A 16002-nucleotide genomic window follows, 5' to 3' on the forward strand; every position below is an offset into this window, starting at 1 on the left:
CCGGGAGGTTGTGGGAGAGTAGGTCACCGCCGGACAATAATTTGAGGGTATGGCCCCAACCACACACCATGATGGGTGTGCTGGTTGGGGTCATACATGTTTAACCACCACACCACCACACACATCCGTTGTGCGCATTATCTTGCTCGTTCGGGGCGGGAAGTATTCGAGTGGTTTGGCACACATTTCCACTAGTGCTTCGGTAGTGCCCTAGAATATGTGCATGGTAGAAATCCAAAACGCACACTGGACCCGGATGCGCCACGAGACGGCTTACAACATTGCACGTCTGCGTTATCGCGTCTACGTTATGGAACAAGGGATCACGACGGTTGAAGAACTCGATGGCCGCGATCTTGAACCCACCACGCAGATTTGGTGGATCCAGATCGAGGGCGTGCCCGTATCAACCCTTCGCGTGTTGCGAGAAGACCACCACACGCTATCCATCGGTAGGGTCGCGACTGACAGAGCGTTTCGCGGACATGGGTTGGCCAGTGCGCTGATCCGCGCTGTGATGGCGTACTATCCCGACCAGTTGCTGACAATGCACGCACAAACGCATTTGGAAGAGTGGTACGAGACCTTCGGACTCTCCAAAGTTGGCGAAATCTTCTATGAGGCTGGCATGGAGCATATCACCATGATTCGTGAACCAATGCTGCAATCTGACAGCCAGCTCAGGGACGATATTGATCCACGCGAGTGGGCGGCGCTCAACGAGGACACACCTTCAGAAGTCGATCCTGGCACGCCTGATCCTGGAACGCCGCAGTACTTTGAGGACCTTCAGCGACGGTACCGCATGCGGCGTAGCCGAAGATCATAGATGCACGCGTAGGTTTCCCCTCGATCGGCGAGACCTTTGTAGCCGGGGTGTGGCGCAGCTTGGTAGCGCGCGTCGTTCGGGACGACGAAGTCGCAGGTTCAAATCCTGTCACCCCGACCATTGTTAATCGCAACAGGTATTTTCCTCATGTAAGGAAGGTGCCTGCAGGACGCGCTCGACGGGCCTGAAACTTCGTCGTTGATCTGCAGGACTCAGTCTGGACTCAACATTCTGGTTGAAGTAGCTAGAAGGGACCTCACTTGAATCAACGGATAGATTTCTTGTACCTCAACGAGCCGGAAATGATTGACGCCGGTGTCACGGATATCGGTCGCTGTATTGACGTGATGGAGGAATCACTCGTACTGCTGGCTGACGGGGACTACATGATGGTCGGTGAACGAGGCGACTCGCACGGTGCTATGATCTCCTTCCCAAGTGAACCACAGCATGAGGGTATGCCAAAAGACGATATCGATCGTCGATTCATGGCGATGCCAGCGTATCTGGGCGGGCGCTTTCGCGCTACCGGTGTGAAATGGTACGGCTCAAACATCGAAAACCGCGAACACAACGTGCCACGCTCGATTCACCTGTTCGTATTGAACGACACCGATACAGCCGCACCCAAGGCCATCATGTCAGCGAACCTGCTTTCCGCCTATCGAACCGCGTCTGTGCCGAATGTGGGTACGAAGCATCTGGCTGTAGAGCACGTGGATACCGTCGGCATCATCGGCCCCGGGGTGATGGCGCAGAAGACCTTAGAAGGCTTATGACCCAGCGCCAAGGCGTCAAACATGTCAAGCTCAAGGGACGCTCGCAGGACTCCACACAGCGTGCCGCAGAGGCGATACGGGCTGCCCACCCAGAACTGGAGTCGGTGACGGTCGTTGAGTCTGAGCGAGAGGCTGTTGAAAACGTCGAGGTGTTGATCACCGGTGCAAACGCCTCGCCGAAGGGCAGTACAGAGTTTCCGCAGGTGAAGGGTGAATGGCTATCGCCAGGGACCCTGATCATAGCCCCCGGCGCCACACGCTTCGATGATGGATTTCTGATCAACACACGCAAGGTCGTCGACTATATGGGGCTCTATGACGAGTGGCACCATGAGTACACGACACAAGTTGCTTATGACCAGATCGGTATCATCGGGTCTCGCATGCTCAAGCTGCAGCATGATGGTCACTTCCCACATGAGGACCTACAACAGATCGGAGACATCGCGGCCGGTCGTACACCAGGACGCACGTCAGATGATGAAATCATTGTCTACTCCGTGGGCGGGATGCCCGTAGAGGACGTTGCGTGGGCACACGATGTATACAACTACGCCGTGGAGAACAATATCGGTACCAGCTTGAACCTCTGGGAGTCCCCAGCGGCTTGGTGACACTCACGTATGACGGTGGGCCCGAACAGCATCTCCGGGCCCACTGTAAATGCGTCATGTGAGAGCGAACTTATAGTAGATGTCGACTCATCTGTTCTGGGGTTGCGGCCACATTGAAATATGCTGTCCCCGGTTCGGTACGTATTCCAGCGCTCAGATTGGAAGCAATAACGGGTTCGAAGCCGAGAGCCGTCACGAGCTGACCGACCTCGGCGGCGGCCGCCGCATCGTTTGATGCGATGGCTGCTGCCCGTGGTTCACTGGAGCGCGGGGCATCCATCCCCCAATGCGAAATGTGGTTCAGCGCTTTGACGACTCTGGCGGTAGGGAATCGCCGGGCTACGACTTCCGAAGAACTCAATCCCTCAGCCAGACCCATCTCAAACCACTCTGGCAAGGGTTCTTCCTCCCAACGATTCGTCGCGTCAACGAGGATCCGATCACCGATCCACTCCGGTTCGACATCGTCGAGATCTTCCTGGGGCACGGCTAAGAGCACGTTCTCAACCCCCTGCGCTACATCCTGGGCACGGACCGCTGTCGCTGACGGTGCGTACTGCAGCAGGTGGTAGCGCATCTGTGCCGGGGTTCGAGTCGACGCTATGCGAACTTCCACTCCGCCACGTGCTGCGGCTCGTGCCAGAGCAGTACCCGCCCGCCCGGCACCGAGAATGCCAATCGGCTTAGACAATGACATTGCGCTGAGCTCCCAATCCTTCGATACGGGTCTCCACGATGTCACCTGCTTTCAACCATGGTCGTCGCCCGTCAGCGTCACGCATCGCCAGCGCTACACCACCCGGTGTGCCAGTCAGGATGATGTCGCCGGGTAACAGTGTGATCATCTGCGAGAGATATTCGATCAGCTCAGCCACTCCAAACACGAGATCATCGACTGAATCATCTTGGCGTACCTCGCCGTTGACGAGTGTGGTCAATTGCGCATCCTGGGAAAATTCGTCGGCTGTTACGAGCCATGGACCAACTGGAGTGGTGGCCTCGAAGATCTTGCCTTGCATCCATTCATCAGTGCGACCCTGAAACCCACGAAGAGAGATGTCGTTGCCGATGGTATAGCCTGCGACGTAGTTTTTTGCTTCTGCCTTGGGAATATTCTTTCCTGGCGCCCCCATGACCACGGCTAGTTCACCTTCATAATCAAGCCGATGATCCACTTGGGGCACAGCGATGTCAGAGAACGGGCCGGTCAACGTCTGGCCATATTTTGCGAAGACGGTGGGATATTCGGGCAATTCCAAGCCAGTCTCAAGGATGTGGTTTCGGTAGTTCAACCCGATACAGAAAATTTTTGACGGGTACGGGATGAGCGTGTCATAGGTTAACTCCGAGACATCGAGCACCTGGGCGGGATCGTTTTTGGCAGCGTTCATCGCAGTAGTCACCGCAACGGTTCGCTCCTGAGGATGCAGCGTGAGATAAGCGCCGACGTCGGTAATATCCTCAAGCGGCACAGCCTTCACCGCATATTCGGTACCCGAGCTATCCGTGGTGGTCTCAGTGATTGCCGCGGCAAAAGTCGCGCCGGGTTGGTCATCTCGTTCGTGGGGCAGGCGAAAGGTAGCAATTTTCATATCTTCAAGTTCACCATACTCGTGCACTGTCTGGAACGATTTGCCGGCGTCGGGCCCAAGATGTGACTACGCGCTGAGTCAAAACACGGTGAATGAGTTATTGTGACGCGCTAAATCAGCGACAATGGAGATATGTTTGAACCCTTGGATTTTCAAACCCCGCAACTTGCAGCAGCAATAGGGGTTGTGTTCGCAGTCGCCGGAGCAGCGATCCTGGCACATGCTGCGTGGCGTGCGCGTCGTCTGAAAGCATGGCGGGAGGGTGATACCGCGCGCTTTGAGGGCACAGATTCTCGAGGCGAGCGACCAAACGCCCCGCGTGATGTACGCATCGAGACAATTGCCGCGGTGGCTGTCATCGTGCTGGGTTTTGGCGGGATCATCTACGGGATGGTTGGCCAGACGCAACAGAATGCTGTCCTTGAGTCCAACACCACCGCCAAATACCCTCAGATCCAAGAAGTAGATCCTGAACAGTGGCGCGGTAATCTACTCGAGGCAGAAGTGACCACCACCCATGGCGACGAACTGTATATGAGAATCCATTTCGACCCGGACACCGGTGAACCCATGATCCAGGGTGAGTACCCGGAGCTTGGTATCGAGTAGTTACAGATTCAGTAAATACACAGTTTTGAAACGTATACTCTGAGTCGTTCAAAATTCAACAAATTCTCTACGCATAGGTAAAGGATAATGGCCAAAAACAAATCAGCCCGCAGCTCACGTGATGCCGCACGGCAGGCTCACGCCAACCAGTTGGCAGCAGAAAAGCGTCGTTCACGCGTCATTACGTGGACGATCGTTGGTGTCATTGCAGCGGTGGTAGCCATCGTCATAGTTGTAACCCTGATGAATTCGTCGCGTTCCATCCCTGACGCCGGACCAGCACCGGCATCGGGAACAGAACAGGGCGGTATTGTCTTCGAAGACGGTGTACCTACTGAAGTGGACGGCCCAAGTGAAGTTGATGCCACCACGGTAGAAGAGCCTAATCCAGAGACCGCGGGCCAGGCGCCGACTGAAGTTCCAGGAGCAGACGCTTCGGATATCATCATCTATGCCGATGCGAACTGTGTGTACTGTGCACAGTTTGAAGCAGAGAACTCCGAAGCGCTCAATGAGCTGATGGCAGATGGCCACACCCTCGAGTACCGTATGGTGAACTTCTTGGATAACCCCGGAACAGACAACTACTCTTCTCGCGCAGCAAATGCGATGACTTGTGTTGCTGAAGAATCCCCAGAGCAGGCCACAGACTTTATTACCGAAGCCTTTGCAACGTACGACAGCCACCAGGGGGCCGGGTTGTCCAATGACGAATTGAGCAGCTTGGCCTCGGAAGTTGGTGCAGAGGCGAATGACTGCATCAACGACAATACGTACCGTCCATTCGTCAATTACACCACCGCACAGGCCACCTCAGCCGGCATTGCTGGGACCCCCTCGGTGTGGGTCAACGGTGAGTACTACGAGAACACCGGTGACGGAGAATCCTTCCAGTCGTGGGCCGAGTCTCAACTCTCCAACTAAGTGTGACTGAAGACAGCCGTCAGGTTTTTGTTTCCTGATGGTTTCGGCTAGACTAGCCAAGGTCACAATGACCACGGCTAGATCGCCGCGCCTCCTTAGCTCAGCTGGCCAGAGCATCTGTCTTGTAAACAGAGGGTCACCAGTTCGAATCTGGTAGGGGGCTCAGCAAAACCCCGAGACTTCACGAAGTCTCGGGGTTTTGTCTTACCCACAGCTACGACTCATCCGCTTTCTTGTCGGATATGCAAAACCCCCGCTTCCCAATCTTCTGAGAGGGGAGCGAGGGTTTCACATGCGGTTCCGCGGTTTATATCAGGATGCGGGTCACCCTGCATCTTTCTTCACTTCTTCAGAGCCATCGTCGTAGTGCGCGAGCCACTCGACGACAGTGTCCTGGTAGGTGGTCAAGCCCTTGTAGTCTGCTAAGTCCGGGTGCAGGTTTTTGAGCACGCGGTACAGGCGTGTACCCCAGCCGGGCATCGTGACCAGGTCGTTGAGACTGATCAAATAGCATCGGATAGGGAAAAGCAGGGCGTTGGAGCGGGGGAGCCGGAAGAACGACTGCAGCTCCACACGAAGGTGAACTTTTTCGCCAACATTTTCCGGGGTGACCGTTGTGCGGTCAACGCCCCATGTATTGTAATTTTCTGGGCTGGTATCAAGACGGGGGTTGATCGTCATGGTCCAGTTCAACCGACGAGCCGGATTATGCTGCTCAATGCTGAGCAAGTATTTCAATGCTCGTTCAAAGATCCCCATTTGATGGGCCAACGGTACCGGCCCGTGCCACTCGTAGAAGTCCATGCCGATGTCGAAATCTAGCGACCAGTCGGCTTGGCTCGTGACCGTGCCAGCGTCCATCCAGAGGTTGTCATCGCGCTGGTCCAGGACGGCGAAGTCGCCTTGTACCTGGCGGGTGACATATTCCAACGGTGGCATCGGTTCATCACCTCGGTGATCAGGCCGGGGTGGTAGCGTGCTTGAATCACCGAAAGTAAACCTGTGATCGAGTCCCAGTGGCCGGTTGATCCAGTGCCAGTTGGTGCCATCGCGCTCCAACGTGAAATGTTCTGGGTAATCGCGAGCCAACAGCGACAACAACAACTCCACGGTGTCCCAAGCTGCTGTTTCCATATGCGGCAGGGTCTGTGAGCGCTTGGGATCCTCGGCTAACACCAGGGCACGGTCTTGCATCTCCGCCACGTAGTGCTCATCGACATCGATAGGATTTTCCAGCACGGAGTCTTGCTCGCCTGGTTCGTGTTGTTCCATGTTGACCTTGTACATGTACCGGTCTTCATCGAAGGGGAACGGGAAACGGCGGATTGCTTCTGGACTGTTGTAGTAGGTGAAATCGTCTCTGAACGTTTCAGTATTGAAAGTGATCGACATTTTAACTCCTTGTTGGGCGGTCTGATCGCACCACGAGTTTTAGAGCTTGAGTGTGAGGTCTTTGCCTTTGAACCGCGACATGCAGATCATGATCTGTTCGCCGGATGCACGCTCGTCGTCGGTGAGGAATTCGTCATTGTGGATGATGTCTCCATCGACATTGACCACGGTGGTCTCACAGCGTCCGCAGACGCCCCCGCGGCAACCGAAGTCCGGTTCAACACCTGCTTGTTCAACCGCTTCGAGGATCGACTCCTCAGCGCCAACGTGAACTTCCATATCCGATTCGGCCAACGTCACGTCAAACGGATCGCCCGGTGGTGGTCCAACGAACTTCTCCCAGTGGAGATCTTCATCGGGCCATCCGGCCTGACGGGCGATCTCGAGCACATCATCAATCATGCGTTCGGGGCCGCACACATACAGGTGGGTGCCAAGTGGCTGATCGTCGAGGAGTTCGTTGAACTGGATGCGTTGACCCAGGCTGGACTGGTAGGTGTATAACTGTTCGGGAATCGCTTCCCGTAGCTCGTCCGCATACGCTGCCCGGTTCTTGGAACGCATCGCGTAGTGCAACTCAAAGTCAGCATCGCGTGCTGCCAGCTGCGCGGTCATCGGCATGAACGGTGTGATGCCGATGCCACCAGCGATCAGCAGATGCTTCTTCGCCAGGTCGTAGATGGCGAATTCGTTGTTCGGCGGGTTGATCCAGAGCGTGTCGCCCGGCGAGACTGCTCTATGCATGAACTCAGATCCGCCACGGGAATCGTCCACATGGAGGACACTGATTTCATATGCGTCTCGAGCCTCCGGGGAACTGATCAGTGAATACTGATTCTTGATCCGTCGTTCGTCCCCGTCCATGTTCACCGTGATATTGGAACCGGGTGAGAAGACGGGTAACTCAATATTGTCTACCGGGGCAAAGCGGAACCGTTTAATGTGTTCTGCCACATCGGCGACCTCTTCAACTCGGACTTGGATGGCGTTCTTGGGTGGTTTCATGGATACACTTTTTCAGCTTCCGGCTGTTGACCTGGCGTTTCAACTGTGGCAGAGACGCCTTGGAAGGCGGCTATGCGTCGAGAATAGTGGTCTCGAACCTCTAGAGTCTCGCTGCATCGAGGGCAATCATAGATCGAGGTCGTCACGTCCTCAGCGATGAATTTACAATGTACGCATTGGACGCGACGGGCAAGTGAGCCTTTCAGCTCGGTCACAATGGATTCGTGATTGATGCCGTGATTTCCGGCCTCGCGAACGACGAGAGCTAAGAAACTCTCACTGCCCACGGCGTAGAGTCGCGTCCCCATCTTTGCTGAGCTCAGCAGCTTATTGAGTCTCAGCAGAGCTGCTTTTCTCGTCGTCACCTGGTTGACGCTGACCGGCCCAAAGTCCTCGAGCTGCTCGAGGTAGTCTTCGGTGCCGCTATGATCTGCGGTCAGGTAAACCAAGTGGGTGCGAGCACTAAAACCTTTCGGAGCCTCATTCAGCATCCGAATGACTGATGCCATACCCTCGCTTTCCGCGAGGATGAGGTTCCACTGAGCATTCGGAACAGCTTTCAACTTCCAATACTCGGGACGACTGCGTATGTCAGCAGGTGGTGTGGTGATGTCCTCTTGCATCGTTATGCCTTACCCCGAGGCTTCTTTTTCTGTGGATCTTCGAACGGTAGTGAATGAGTTTTCGCCGCGGTGGTATCACCTTCGCCTTGAACTTGCACGGGTACATCAGGCGTAGCCAGATCCGGGTTCAGTCGTGCTAGTGCGACGGAACGTTTAGTCAGTGGTGAATACATGCCGCAGGTGACCACACCGACATCGTTGCCTTGGGCATCCAGGACGCGATCCCCGGCTTCGGCTGGCTGATCGGAATCCAGTTCGACACCGTACATTTTGAAGCGTTCCTTGCCTTCACGATACTGATGCTGGGCGATGCCGCGGAACTCTTCATTGGTTGGGCTTACGGTAAAGGTCAACCCCAATTCCCAAAGCGAGTCGCCCGGCATATCATTTTCGAATGGGTGCGCTTCGGACATATCGTCTGGGAAGAAGAACAGTGCGCCCTCAACACGGAACATGTCCAGTGTGGAGAACTGTACTGGGATGATGCCTTCGTCTTGACCCTCTTGGAGGATGGTGTCCCAGATATCCACTGCGTCATCAAATTTGCAGAAGATTTCGTAACCACGTTCACCCGTGTAACCGGTCCGTGAGATGAGCACTGAGTGTCCGAACAGCTGCGTATCCATATGATGGAAATACTTCAGATCGCGAATGCCCGGGACGTGCTTTTCTAAGAAGTCGACCGACAGTGGCCCCTGCAGGGAAAGGATTTGGACGTCACTGTCGAACAGCACCGCGACATCACGACCGACAGCTTCCTTATTCAGCTGTTCCAAGGTGGTGCCGCTGCCGTGGACAACCAACCAAGAATTCGGGCCAGTGCGGTAGATAATACCGTCGTCGACCAGCATGCCGCGATCATCCAGCATGGTGGCGTAAGCGGCCTTGCCTGGATAAATTTTGCGAACGTCGCGTGTCACGGTGCGATTCAGTACCCACTCGGCATGGGCCCCAATGACATGAACGACGTTGAGCCCGGAAATGTCCATGAGACCGGCTTTGGTGCGAATCGCGATGTATCCGTTATCGATGTCATCATCGTAAGTCCAAGCAGTCGGCATGCCGTTCCACGGCTCGAGCGTCGCGCCGAGTGCACGGTGACGTTCTGTCAGAGCATTTTTTCGCCAGGTGAGTGTCATGGGGCTCCTATTGTTTTGAATCAAATAGCAATCAATTTGTTTGCGCTATTGATTACTTTAGGTTGTCAGTCTGCGTAACGGCAACCACATTTATGCGCTGCACTGAGAAGTCTTGTGAATTCAACACACTTGCGCTGTTCAAGCTGTGCACGTCCGCGGTGCCCGGTGAGGTTCTACGTCCACGAGAGCAAGCTGCTGTGAAGTCTGTATAGGATGGGTGACCAACCGTCAGCATCGAAATGACATGGGAAGATCGCGCATGAATGACAACGAATCCGTGGAGGCACATGAACCCACCGCGACAGGGGTCGTGCCGATTCAGTCGGTTGACCGTGCGCTGCAGATTCTAGAATTCCTGACTGACGAGTCGGAGCTGGGTACCTCGGAGATTGCTCGAAAGCTCGGCGTGCACCGCTCGACCGCATCGCGGCTGCTCGGCACCTTAGAAGCGCGGGACGTCGTCGAACAGGTGACTGACCGAGGCGCGTATCGCCTCGGAATTGGTTTACTGCGCATGGCCTATCCTGTCTCGACCCGCTTCGACCTGGCTCGAGATAGCCAGGCCATTTGCGATGCACTTGCCGATGTGACGCAAGAAACCACAAACGTGGCCATCCTCGATGACGGCTACGCTGTGACGATTACCCAGAGTGCCGGACGACGCATGGTCGGCGTCGCAGGGCAATATGTCGGCCAACGTGTGCCGCTACACGCCACCTCAACCGGAAAACTCCTGCTGGCCCATGCGCCGCAGCAGGTCTGGACGTGGTTCACCTCGAGCCAGCTCGCATATTTTACGGCGGCGACACATACCGAAATACCATCGTTGGTGGAGGAACTGGAGCTCATCCGCCAACGCGGTTGGTCTAGTGCCGTCGGGGAGTGGGAACCAGGCATCAATGCGCTCGCAGCACCGGTCTGGGATGCCACCGGCGAGCTTGTGGCGGCGGTGTCGGTCACTGCGCCGGATTTCCGTATGCCTGAACATGAATTCCAGCATTTTCTGGCTTACCTCAAGACCGCGGTTCGTGATTTTGAGGTGCGACTGGGGTTTTCGCGAGTGGACCCAACCGGGCCATAATTTCGCTGCGTGATTCGTCGTAGATCCTCTTTACGTGTGACAGGTGTCACCGTAGAATGATCATACGTGCTGCATAGTGTGAAACATGTAGCACAATACGCAACAATCAGGGTGGCTATTGGCACACCGTCTGCAGCTTGCCCTCCTACTCCTCAGGGAGGAATGTATGAATGCGAATGTCCCTTCGGTCGATCAATCAGACCGGAACGTCCCCATCAATCTTCGTCAATCCGGCCCCACTCCCGTTGAAATGCTCATCGATACACGAGTTCGGAAATCTCCCTATTGGCACCTGTCCATGGACGCGGGCTGCTGGCGCGCTTCCGTCTACAACAGGATGTATCATCCACGTGGCTATGTGCGTCCCGAAGACGGCGGTGCCATGGTCGAATATGATGCGCTCATCAATCATGTGACCCTGTGGAATGTCGCGGTTGAACGACAAATCCAAGTCAAAGGCCCCGATGCGGAAGCCTTTGTAAATTTCGTCATCACCCGCGATGCCACGAGAATCCCCGTGATGCGAGCACGCTACGTCATTTTGTGCAATGAGTCCGGCGGGATACTCAACGATCCGGTGCTGTTGCGAATCGCCGAAGATGAGTTCTGGTTCTCGCTTTCGGATTCGGACCTGGAACTGTGGTTACGAGGTGTCAATATCGGCCACCGTTTCGACGTTGAGATTCATGAAATCGATGTCGCACCTGTGCAAATACAGGGACCAAAATCGGTGGATCTGATGACTGACCTCTTTGGTCCTGCGGTGGCTGAGCTGCCTTCCTATGGGCTGATGTCCGGTGAGGTGGCGGGCCACGACGTCATTATTTCCCAGACGGGCTTCTCCGGTGAAAAGGGGTACGAAATTTACCTCTATGATGCTTCCGAGCACGCTGAAGACCTGTGGAATGCGATCTTGCAGGCCGGGGATAAGCATCACCTCGAAGTGATCGCTCCGGCACACCACCGGCGCATCGCGGCAGGCATCCTTTCCTGGGGTCAAGATATGGATCAGGAAACGCTACCGTTCCAGGTGAATCTGGCCTATCAAGTGCCGCGTGAAAAAGATGCGGACTATATAGGCAAAGCAGCACTCCAACAAGTACGCGACCTGCTGGAAACCGGGGTGTACCCATTTACTCATCAGCTGGTGGGCCTGATCATGGGCGGTGCTCCAATCGATGATTATGCGCCGGATTTTTGGCTCATCTCGGAGTCGAGTGATGCGGCAGCTTCCGGGTATGTCACGTCACCGTGGTTCTCGCCCGAGCTCGGGCAGAACATTGCCCTGGGCTATGTGCCGGTAGCGCAGACGGCCCTTGGCACCGAGCTGTGGGTGCACCTGCCTCAGCAGTATGCGGATGTGCCCGGCAGCCCAGTCGCCGCCCAGGTGGTACAACTGCCGTTCCGCGAATCGGTGAACCCGAATCAACGTGAAATTTTGCGTGGCAAAGGAATGGACGCCGCAGTATAAACAGCAACCCTAATTCTTGGCCCGAAGTGTCTCGAGTTCCACTACGTTGGACCCTGTTTGGTGTAGTGGAGCTCGAGACGAGTTTCGTGGTTGCTGGCCGGAAGTATTCGTGCCGTCGACCAAGTAGTCGATGAAATCTGCAATCCACGTCGGCAGCGGTTCCCAGCCAGTGAAGTATTTTTCGCGGTTTGATACTTTCTCCGCGTGACTGTGGGTGCTCTGGAGCGCTTGGGCGATTTCTTTTTCCCGAGACGCAGGGAACAGCTTGGCGCGCATTTCCCCATTGGTGATGGTGCGTTCGATGATCGGCAGCGTTCGCCAGTGTTTGAACGCTGATGAGGCCGCATATGCTCCGCCGCCACCTTGGCGTCGTGCCGAGGCATTGACGAGCCAGGCATACAGAAAATCAAACTGGCATAGGGAATTAAGGAGCGTATCGGTTTTGCGGGTTGTGTTGTTATGCAGGCCGAAATCGTGCAACACGTCGGGTCGAAGTAGTGGATAGTTTCGCGCCCAGGACAGCCCTTCAGAGATCATGGTGCCGTTGTCGTCGGCCTCGTCGTGGTCTACTTTATCGACGGGGTGGGACGAGAACGGATACTGGTTGTGCGCCGAAGCTTCGATCTGGCCATATCGAATCCAGGAACTATATCGCGGATGCGCAGGGGTTCGTTGGAAGGGGCGCAACACCAGTTCGGGGATGAGCTCCCAGCATCCGCTTCGGACCGCAGCGGCACCAAATAAATAAGCGGCCACAATTGTGGCCGCTACTGCGCTGGGAGACTTCGCTATCGAGCTGAAAGCATCGTACATTGTTTCGATAGTTTTGATCGCCAGATCATAATCATCGGCAAGCATCGCTTCACATCCGACGCCCACGAGTCTCACGAGCGGTTTGATCTTCTCCTCGGCAAGGACAATTTCCTCACGCGTGTTTTGCAAGAAGATTTTGAGCTCTGCCCGATTGCCTTGTCGAATGTTGGCGCGTATCGCACTCGAGACGGTGTCATCTGCGAGGAATGGCTCCAGCGGCACATTGACTTTCCCACCGTCTCCGATGGCATCGGCCAGCTTGGACATCAGCGAGTTCACATCGCTGGTCGCGGCCTCTTTCAACTGATGGTCATGCTGTGCCAGGACGGAGGGCCAGTCGCGGTAACGCACCGGTACGTTCCCCGCGCCATCACGAATAAAGATTTCACCGGGACGAAAGACGGTTTTCGTCTTCATTCTTCCCTTGCCGTTCGGCTTGTTGTATTGTCCCATGCTCATCATCGGCACGGGAAGGCCGGAACGGGTGGAGAAGATTGCCACCACGACCACGTCGCTGCCTTTAAGCGTGTGGATCTGGGAGACGACTTCTATATCAGCTTCAATGTATTTACCGATCTTGTCACGCAGGGTGGCACCGTCAAACATTTGCGGGTTTTTGATGCGCCACGGAGTACTTGGCAGATCCCCGTCATCGGTGATCCCGATCAGAATGTAGCCACCCGGTGGACGGTTGGCCATGGCCACGGCGTCTTTGACGAAATCGAGTTCGTGCTTGCGATCACGCAGGTCTAGCTCGGCTTTGAAATCGAGCTGCGTCTGTTCGCCGAGCCTCAGGAGTTCTTGGAGTTTTTCCTCGTCAGTTCTGCCGTCCCATACCACTGCCATAAGTATTCCCAATCCTGCGAAATTATGTGGGCTTTGCAAGTGATCCACTGACGGCACCCGAATGTGGTGAATCCGTCTGCCGTCAACGCCCACGCTAGCGCAGTATTGCGGTCAAACGGCAGAGCCTTTCATAAATTTTTGAGGGCTGTGTCACAGTGGAAACATAGCGGTCAAACGAAGTTCACCTTATGGGGCGGCCCACTTGGGTGTTTAGTGTGTTTGTTGTTTTGAATTCACTCGACAAACTTCTTTGCGAATATGACACGCCTAAGCTTGTTATTTAACCTCGGTGGGTGAAGCTGCGTATTAAATGTGGCGCTGTTCGGCGTGTCGAAAAGACGAGAGGGCCGCCGTTACTGATGCTTTTATTATCAGATAAAAGTATGATCAGAAACGGCGGCCGCCTGATGATTATCTCTCAAACTCCAGTCTCTTCGCTACCCCAACACGTTGCCTCGGCTGAATTGAATCGTTTTCGGTCTGGTTTCTTCGATTGTTTGACCCGCCGGGCAGACGTGTTATTCGAGCTGACTGATGCGGTGGCTTGCGGCACGATGCCAGTGACCGATTTGGCGCGGTTGTCATTGGAGGTCGAGCATCGGCGTGGTCATGGTGGTCTTTATGACGCGTTGAATGTTGGCAGGATCGATACCGATCAGCTGGCTACCACCATTGCCCAGGGTCCCGTTCCAAAAGTCACCACCCCAGATGGCAAAGCACGGATTGTCTTGGCCGTGGATGTGTCCAACTGGCTGCGTCCTGACGCGGCTACCAGCCCGGACCGGGCGTTTTGCCATACCTATGCCCGCGGTAAAGGCCAAGCGGATATGATCCCGGGCTGGCCCTATTCGTTTGTCGCCGCGTTGGAAACCGGCGCCACCTCATGGACAGCACTGTTGGATGTGGTGCGCTTACATCCTAACGATGACGCTACGGTGGTCACCGCCACACAGTTACGTGCTGTGGTCGAGAGCCTGTGTCACGCAGGCCATTATCATCCCGGCGATCCCGATATTCTGGTGGTGGCTGACGCCGGCTATGACGTGGTTCGCTTAGCGTGGTTATTGGATGATCTGCCGGTGATTATCCTGGGTCGGTTGCGTTCGGATCGGGTGTTCTATGGTCCGCCTGGGAAACGTAAAGGCCCCACCAAAGGTCGTGGCCCGCGTCATGGCCACCGCTTGGCACTGCGGGATCCTGGCACCCACGGTGAGCCAACCCTCACCACGAGCACTCTGACAAGCCGGTATGGGCGCGCTGACGCTGTGGCGTTTGGGCGCATGCATCCCAAAATCGATGCCCGGGCAGGCTGGAAACACTACAAAGCCATCATGGATCAGCCGCCGATTATTGAAGGCACCATCATCAGGCTCCACGTTGAGCGGCTACCGGGGGATCGGCACCCCAAGCCCGTGTGGCTGTGGACATCCAAACCGACCCCCGCCAGTGACGCGGAGGTCGATCATTGGTGGTCGATGTTCATCCGCCGATTTGACCTGGAACATACGTTTCGATTCCTGAAACAGACCTTGGGCTGGACACGGCCACACCTACGCAGCCCGAAAGCTGCGGATCTGTGGACCTGGCTGATCATCGCCGCCCATACCCAACTGCGACTGGCCCGGCCTGTCGCCCGCGACTACCGATTACCCTGGCAGAAACCGCTAGCTCCAACGATGTTGACCCCAGCCCGCGTCCGGTCAGGCTATCGCCGCATCTGCCAGACAGCGATCCATCCCGCAGCCGCACCGAAAGCCTCCCGAGCAGGACCCGGCCGACCCAAAGGCAGCAAAAACCGAACGAAAGCACCCATCCAACCCGTGGGGAAAGCAGCCTAAACCTTAAATAACAAGCTTAGAGCGTACGGCAATAGGTTAGGTTTTCGTTGGGTCCGGTGACCGCACGGTGGGTGGTCGAGGCTTGGCAGGATGAGTCGGTGGATCGTAATGATCGCGTTGGCTAGCGCGATGAAGGCGTCGCTGACGGTCGCGGCGTTTGGAGTTGACCAGCAGTTTTTTGAATTCTCGGGGATGTCAGGCGTTGGTGCGTTCCATCACCCGACGGGTTCCGGTTTATATCGACCGAGTTTTGGCTGGTGCTGTGCAGGCTGGCGTGGTCGACGTTCTATTTTCCTGGCGCTGCAGACGGATACTCATCGTCATTGTGGCGGTGTAGAAGTATAGACATGAATCGAGTAGGTGGGTCGGGTTTCCCGACCCACCTCTCACACCACCGAGCATGCGGGACCGCACTCGGCGGTTCGCTTAGCCGTTTGGACGAAAGCG

General features: G+C 55.7%; 16 protein-coding genes and 2 tRNA genes. 11 read left to right on the forward strand and 7 right to left on the reverse strand.

The window, feature by feature from the left end:
• Positions 1-223 precede the first annotated feature (223 nt).
• The 4 genes from ACYVJT_RS14265 (at position 224) to ACYVJT_RS14280 (ending at position 2222) form a co-directional block, all read left to right on the forward strand.
• Positions 224-829: a GNAT family N-acetyltransferase gene (locus ACYVJT_RS14265; protein WP_343960093.1), complete on the forward strand. Its 606-nt coding sequence runs from the start codon at positions 224-226 to the stop codon at positions 827-829.
• Between the two features lie 43 nt (positions 830-872).
• Positions 873-949 (forward strand) — tRNA-Pro (locus ACYVJT_RS14270).
• Between the two features lie 140 nt (positions 950-1089).
• Positions 1090-1608 (forward strand): Rossmann-fold NAD(P)-binding domain-containing protein, encoded by a 519-nt coding sequence (locus tag ACYVJT_RS14275; RefSeq protein WP_343960091.1) that lies wholly within the window; start codon positions 1090-1092, stop codon positions 1606-1608.
• The gene (locus ACYVJT_RS14280; RefSeq protein WP_343960089.1) at positions 1605-2222 is read left to right on the forward strand and encodes a Rossmann-fold NAD(P)-binding domain-containing protein; all 618 of its coding nucleotides are present in this window, start codon (positions 1605-1607) and stop codon (positions 2220-2222) included. The genes ACYVJT_RS14275 and ACYVJT_RS14280 overlap by 4 nt, the downstream gene beginning before the upstream one ends.
• A 70-nt stretch (positions 2223-2292) precedes the next feature.
• Here the strand turns inward: ACYVJT_RS14280 and ACYVJT_RS14285 are convergent, their stop codons facing one another.
• Both ACYVJT_RS14285 and ACYVJT_RS14290 read right to left on the reverse strand, forming a co-directional pair.
• Positions 2293-2919, reverse strand: a complete 627-nt coding sequence (locus ACYVJT_RS14285; protein WP_343960087.1) for an NADPH-dependent F420 reductase — start codon at positions 2917-2919, stop codon at positions 2293-2295.
• Entirely contained in the window at positions 2906-3814 is a 909-nt protein-coding gene (locus ACYVJT_RS14290) for a fumarylacetoacetate hydrolase family protein (RefSeq protein ID WP_343960085.1), read from the reverse strand. Before ACYVJT_RS14290 ends, ACYVJT_RS14285 begins: the two co-directional genes overlap by 14 nt.
• Before the next feature lie 132 nt (positions 3815-3946).
• Between ACYVJT_RS14290 and ACYVJT_RS14295 the strand changes: the two genes are divergently transcribed.
• The 3 genes from ACYVJT_RS14295 to ACYVJT_RS14305 all read left to right on the forward strand — a co-directional run bounded on the left by ACYVJT_RS14295 (position 3947) and on the right by ACYVJT_RS14305 (position 5510).
• Entirely contained in the window at positions 3947-4423 is a 477-nt protein-coding gene (locus ACYVJT_RS14295) for a hypothetical protein (protein ID WP_343960082.1), read from the forward strand.
• An 87-nt stretch (positions 4424-4510) separates the two neighbouring features.
• Positions 4511-5347, forward strand: coding sequence for a DsbA family protein (locus tag ACYVJT_RS14300; RefSeq protein WP_343960080.1), 837 nt, complete (start codon positions 4511-4513; stop codon positions 5345-5347).
• A gap of 89 nt (positions 5348-5436) precedes the next feature.
• A tRNA-Thr gene (locus ACYVJT_RS14305) sits at positions 5437-5510 on the forward strand.
• Between the two features lie 161 nt (positions 5511-5671).
• On the opposite strand, the gene ACYVJT_RS14310 is transcribed toward ACYVJT_RS14305, so the two are convergent.
• Genes ACYVJT_RS14310 through ACYVJT_RS14325 form a run of 4 tightly spaced genes read right to left on the reverse strand, consistent with a single transcriptional unit; the run spans position 5672 to position 9506 of the window.
• Positions 5672-6739, reverse strand: coding sequence for a heme-dependent oxidative N-demethylase family protein (locus ACYVJT_RS14310; protein ID WP_343960078.1), 1068 nt, complete (start codon positions 6737-6739; stop codon positions 5672-5674).
• 39 nt (positions 6740-6778) lie between these two features.
• Positions 6779-7744, reverse strand: a complete 966-nt coding sequence (locus ACYVJT_RS14315; RefSeq protein ID WP_343960076.1) for a PDR/VanB family oxidoreductase — start codon at positions 7742-7744, stop codon at positions 6779-6781.
• Positions 7741-8367 (reverse strand): dimethylamine monooxygenase subunit DmmA family protein, encoded by a 627-nt coding sequence (locus ACYVJT_RS14320; protein WP_343960074.1) that lies wholly within the window; start codon positions 8365-8367, stop codon positions 7741-7743. Before ACYVJT_RS14320 ends, ACYVJT_RS14315 begins: the two co-directional genes overlap by 4 nt.
• A gap of 2 nt (positions 8368-8369) precedes the next feature.
• Positions 8370-9506 (reverse strand): aminomethyl transferase family protein, encoded by a 1137-nt coding sequence (locus ACYVJT_RS14325; RefSeq protein WP_343960072.1) that lies wholly within the window; start codon positions 9504-9506, stop codon positions 8370-8372.
• Between the two features lie 259 nt (positions 9507-9765).
• On the opposite strand from ACYVJT_RS14325, the gene ACYVJT_RS14330 reads away from it, so the two are divergent.
• Positions 9766-10587 carry an IclR family transcriptional regulator gene (locus ACYVJT_RS14330; RefSeq protein WP_343960070.1) on the forward strand — a complete coding sequence of 274 codons (822 nt, stop codon included), beginning with the start codon at positions 9766-9768 and terminating at the stop codon, positions 10585-10587.
• 166 nt (positions 10588-10753) lie between these two features.
• On the forward strand, positions 10754-12058 hold the full coding sequence (locus tag ACYVJT_RS14335) for a glycine cleavage T C-terminal barrel domain-containing protein (RefSeq protein ID WP_343960068.1): 1305 nt from the start codon (positions 10754-10756) through the stop codon (positions 12056-12058).
• 9 nt (positions 12059-12067) lie between these two features.
• Here the strand turns inward: ACYVJT_RS14335 and ACYVJT_RS14340 are convergent, their stop codons facing one another.
• Positions 12068-13717: an AlbA family DNA-binding domain-containing protein gene (locus ACYVJT_RS14340; protein WP_343960066.1), complete on the reverse strand. Its 1650-nt coding sequence runs from the start codon at positions 13715-13717 to the stop codon at positions 12068-12070.
• Between the two features lie 407 nt (positions 13718-14124).
• Between ACYVJT_RS14340 and ACYVJT_RS14345 the strand changes: the two genes are divergently transcribed.
• Together ACYVJT_RS14345 and ACYVJT_RS14350 are read left to right on the forward strand one after the other, a co-directional pair.
• Positions 14125-15555 (forward strand): NF041680 family putative transposase, encoded by a 1431-nt coding sequence (locus ACYVJT_RS14345; protein ID WP_499418505.1) that lies wholly within the window; start codon positions 14125-14127, stop codon positions 15553-15555.
• Between the two features lie 90 nt (positions 15556-15645).
• Positions 15646-15900, forward strand: a complete 255-nt coding sequence (locus ACYVJT_RS14350; protein ID WP_499418506.1) for a hypothetical protein — start codon at positions 15646-15648, stop codon at positions 15898-15900.
• Positions 15901-16002: the final 102 nt, after the last annotated feature.

The organism is Yaniella soli (assembly GCF_054782375.1).

Excerpts from the sequence above, each read along its gene's own strand:
- ACYVJT_RS14295 (WP_343960082.1), top strand. The coding sequence starts at position 3,947 with ATGTTTGAACCCTTGGATTTTCAAACCCCGCAACTTGCAGCAGCAATA.
- ACYVJT_RS14280 (WP_343960089.1), top strand. The coding sequence starts at position 1,605 with ATGACCCAGCGCCAAGGCGTCAAACATGTCAAGCTCAAGGGACGCTCG.
- ACYVJT_RS14310 (WP_343960078.1), bottom strand. The coding sequence starts at position 6,739 with ATGTCGATCACTTTCAATACTGAAACGTTCAGAGACGATTTCACCTAC.
- ACYVJT_RS14335 (WP_343960068.1), top strand. The coding sequence starts at position 10,754 with ATGAATGCGAATGTCCCTTCGGTCGATCAATCAGACCGGAACGTCCCC.
- ACYVJT_RS14285 (WP_343960087.1), bottom strand. The coding sequence starts at position 2,919 with ATGTCATTGTCTAAGCCGATTGGCATTCTCGGTGCCGGGCGGGCGGGT.
- ACYVJT_RS14345 (WP_499418505.1), top strand. The coding sequence starts at position 14,125 with ATGATTATCTCTCAAACTCCAGTCTCTTCGCTACCCCAACACGTTGCC.
- ACYVJT_RS14350 (WP_499418506.1), top strand. The coding sequence starts at position 15,646 with ATGAGTCGGTGGATCGTAATGATCGCGTTGGCTAGCGCGATGAAGGCG.
- ACYVJT_RS14315 (WP_343960076.1), bottom strand. The coding sequence starts at position 7,744 with ATGAAACCACCCAAGAACGCCATCCAAGTCCGAGTTGAAGAGGTCGCC.
- ACYVJT_RS14300 (WP_343960080.1), top strand. The coding sequence starts at position 4,511 with ATGGCCAAAAACAAATCAGCCCGCAGCTCACGTGATGCCGCACGGCAG.
- ACYVJT_RS14265 (WP_343960093.1), top strand. The coding sequence starts at position 224 with ATGGTAGAAATCCAAAACGCACACTGGACCCGGATGCGCCACGAGACG.
- ACYVJT_RS14330 (WP_343960070.1), top strand. The coding sequence starts at position 9,766 with ATGAATGACAACGAATCCGTGGAGGCACATGAACCCACCGCGACAGGG.
- ACYVJT_RS14320 (WP_343960074.1), bottom strand. The coding sequence starts at position 8,367 with ATGCAAGAGGACATCACCACACCACCTGCTGACATACGCAGTCGTCCC.
- ACYVJT_RS14340 (WP_343960066.1), bottom strand. The coding sequence starts at position 13,717 with ATGGCAGTGGTATGGGACGGCAGAACTGACGAGGAAAAACTCCAAGAA.
- ACYVJT_RS14290 (WP_343960085.1), bottom strand. The coding sequence starts at position 3,814 with ATGAAAATTGCTACCTTTCGCCTGCCCCACGAACGAGATGACCAACCC.
- ACYVJT_RS14325 (WP_343960072.1), bottom strand. The coding sequence starts at position 9,506 with ATGACACTCACCTGGCGAAAAAATGCTCTGACAGAACGTCACCGTGCA.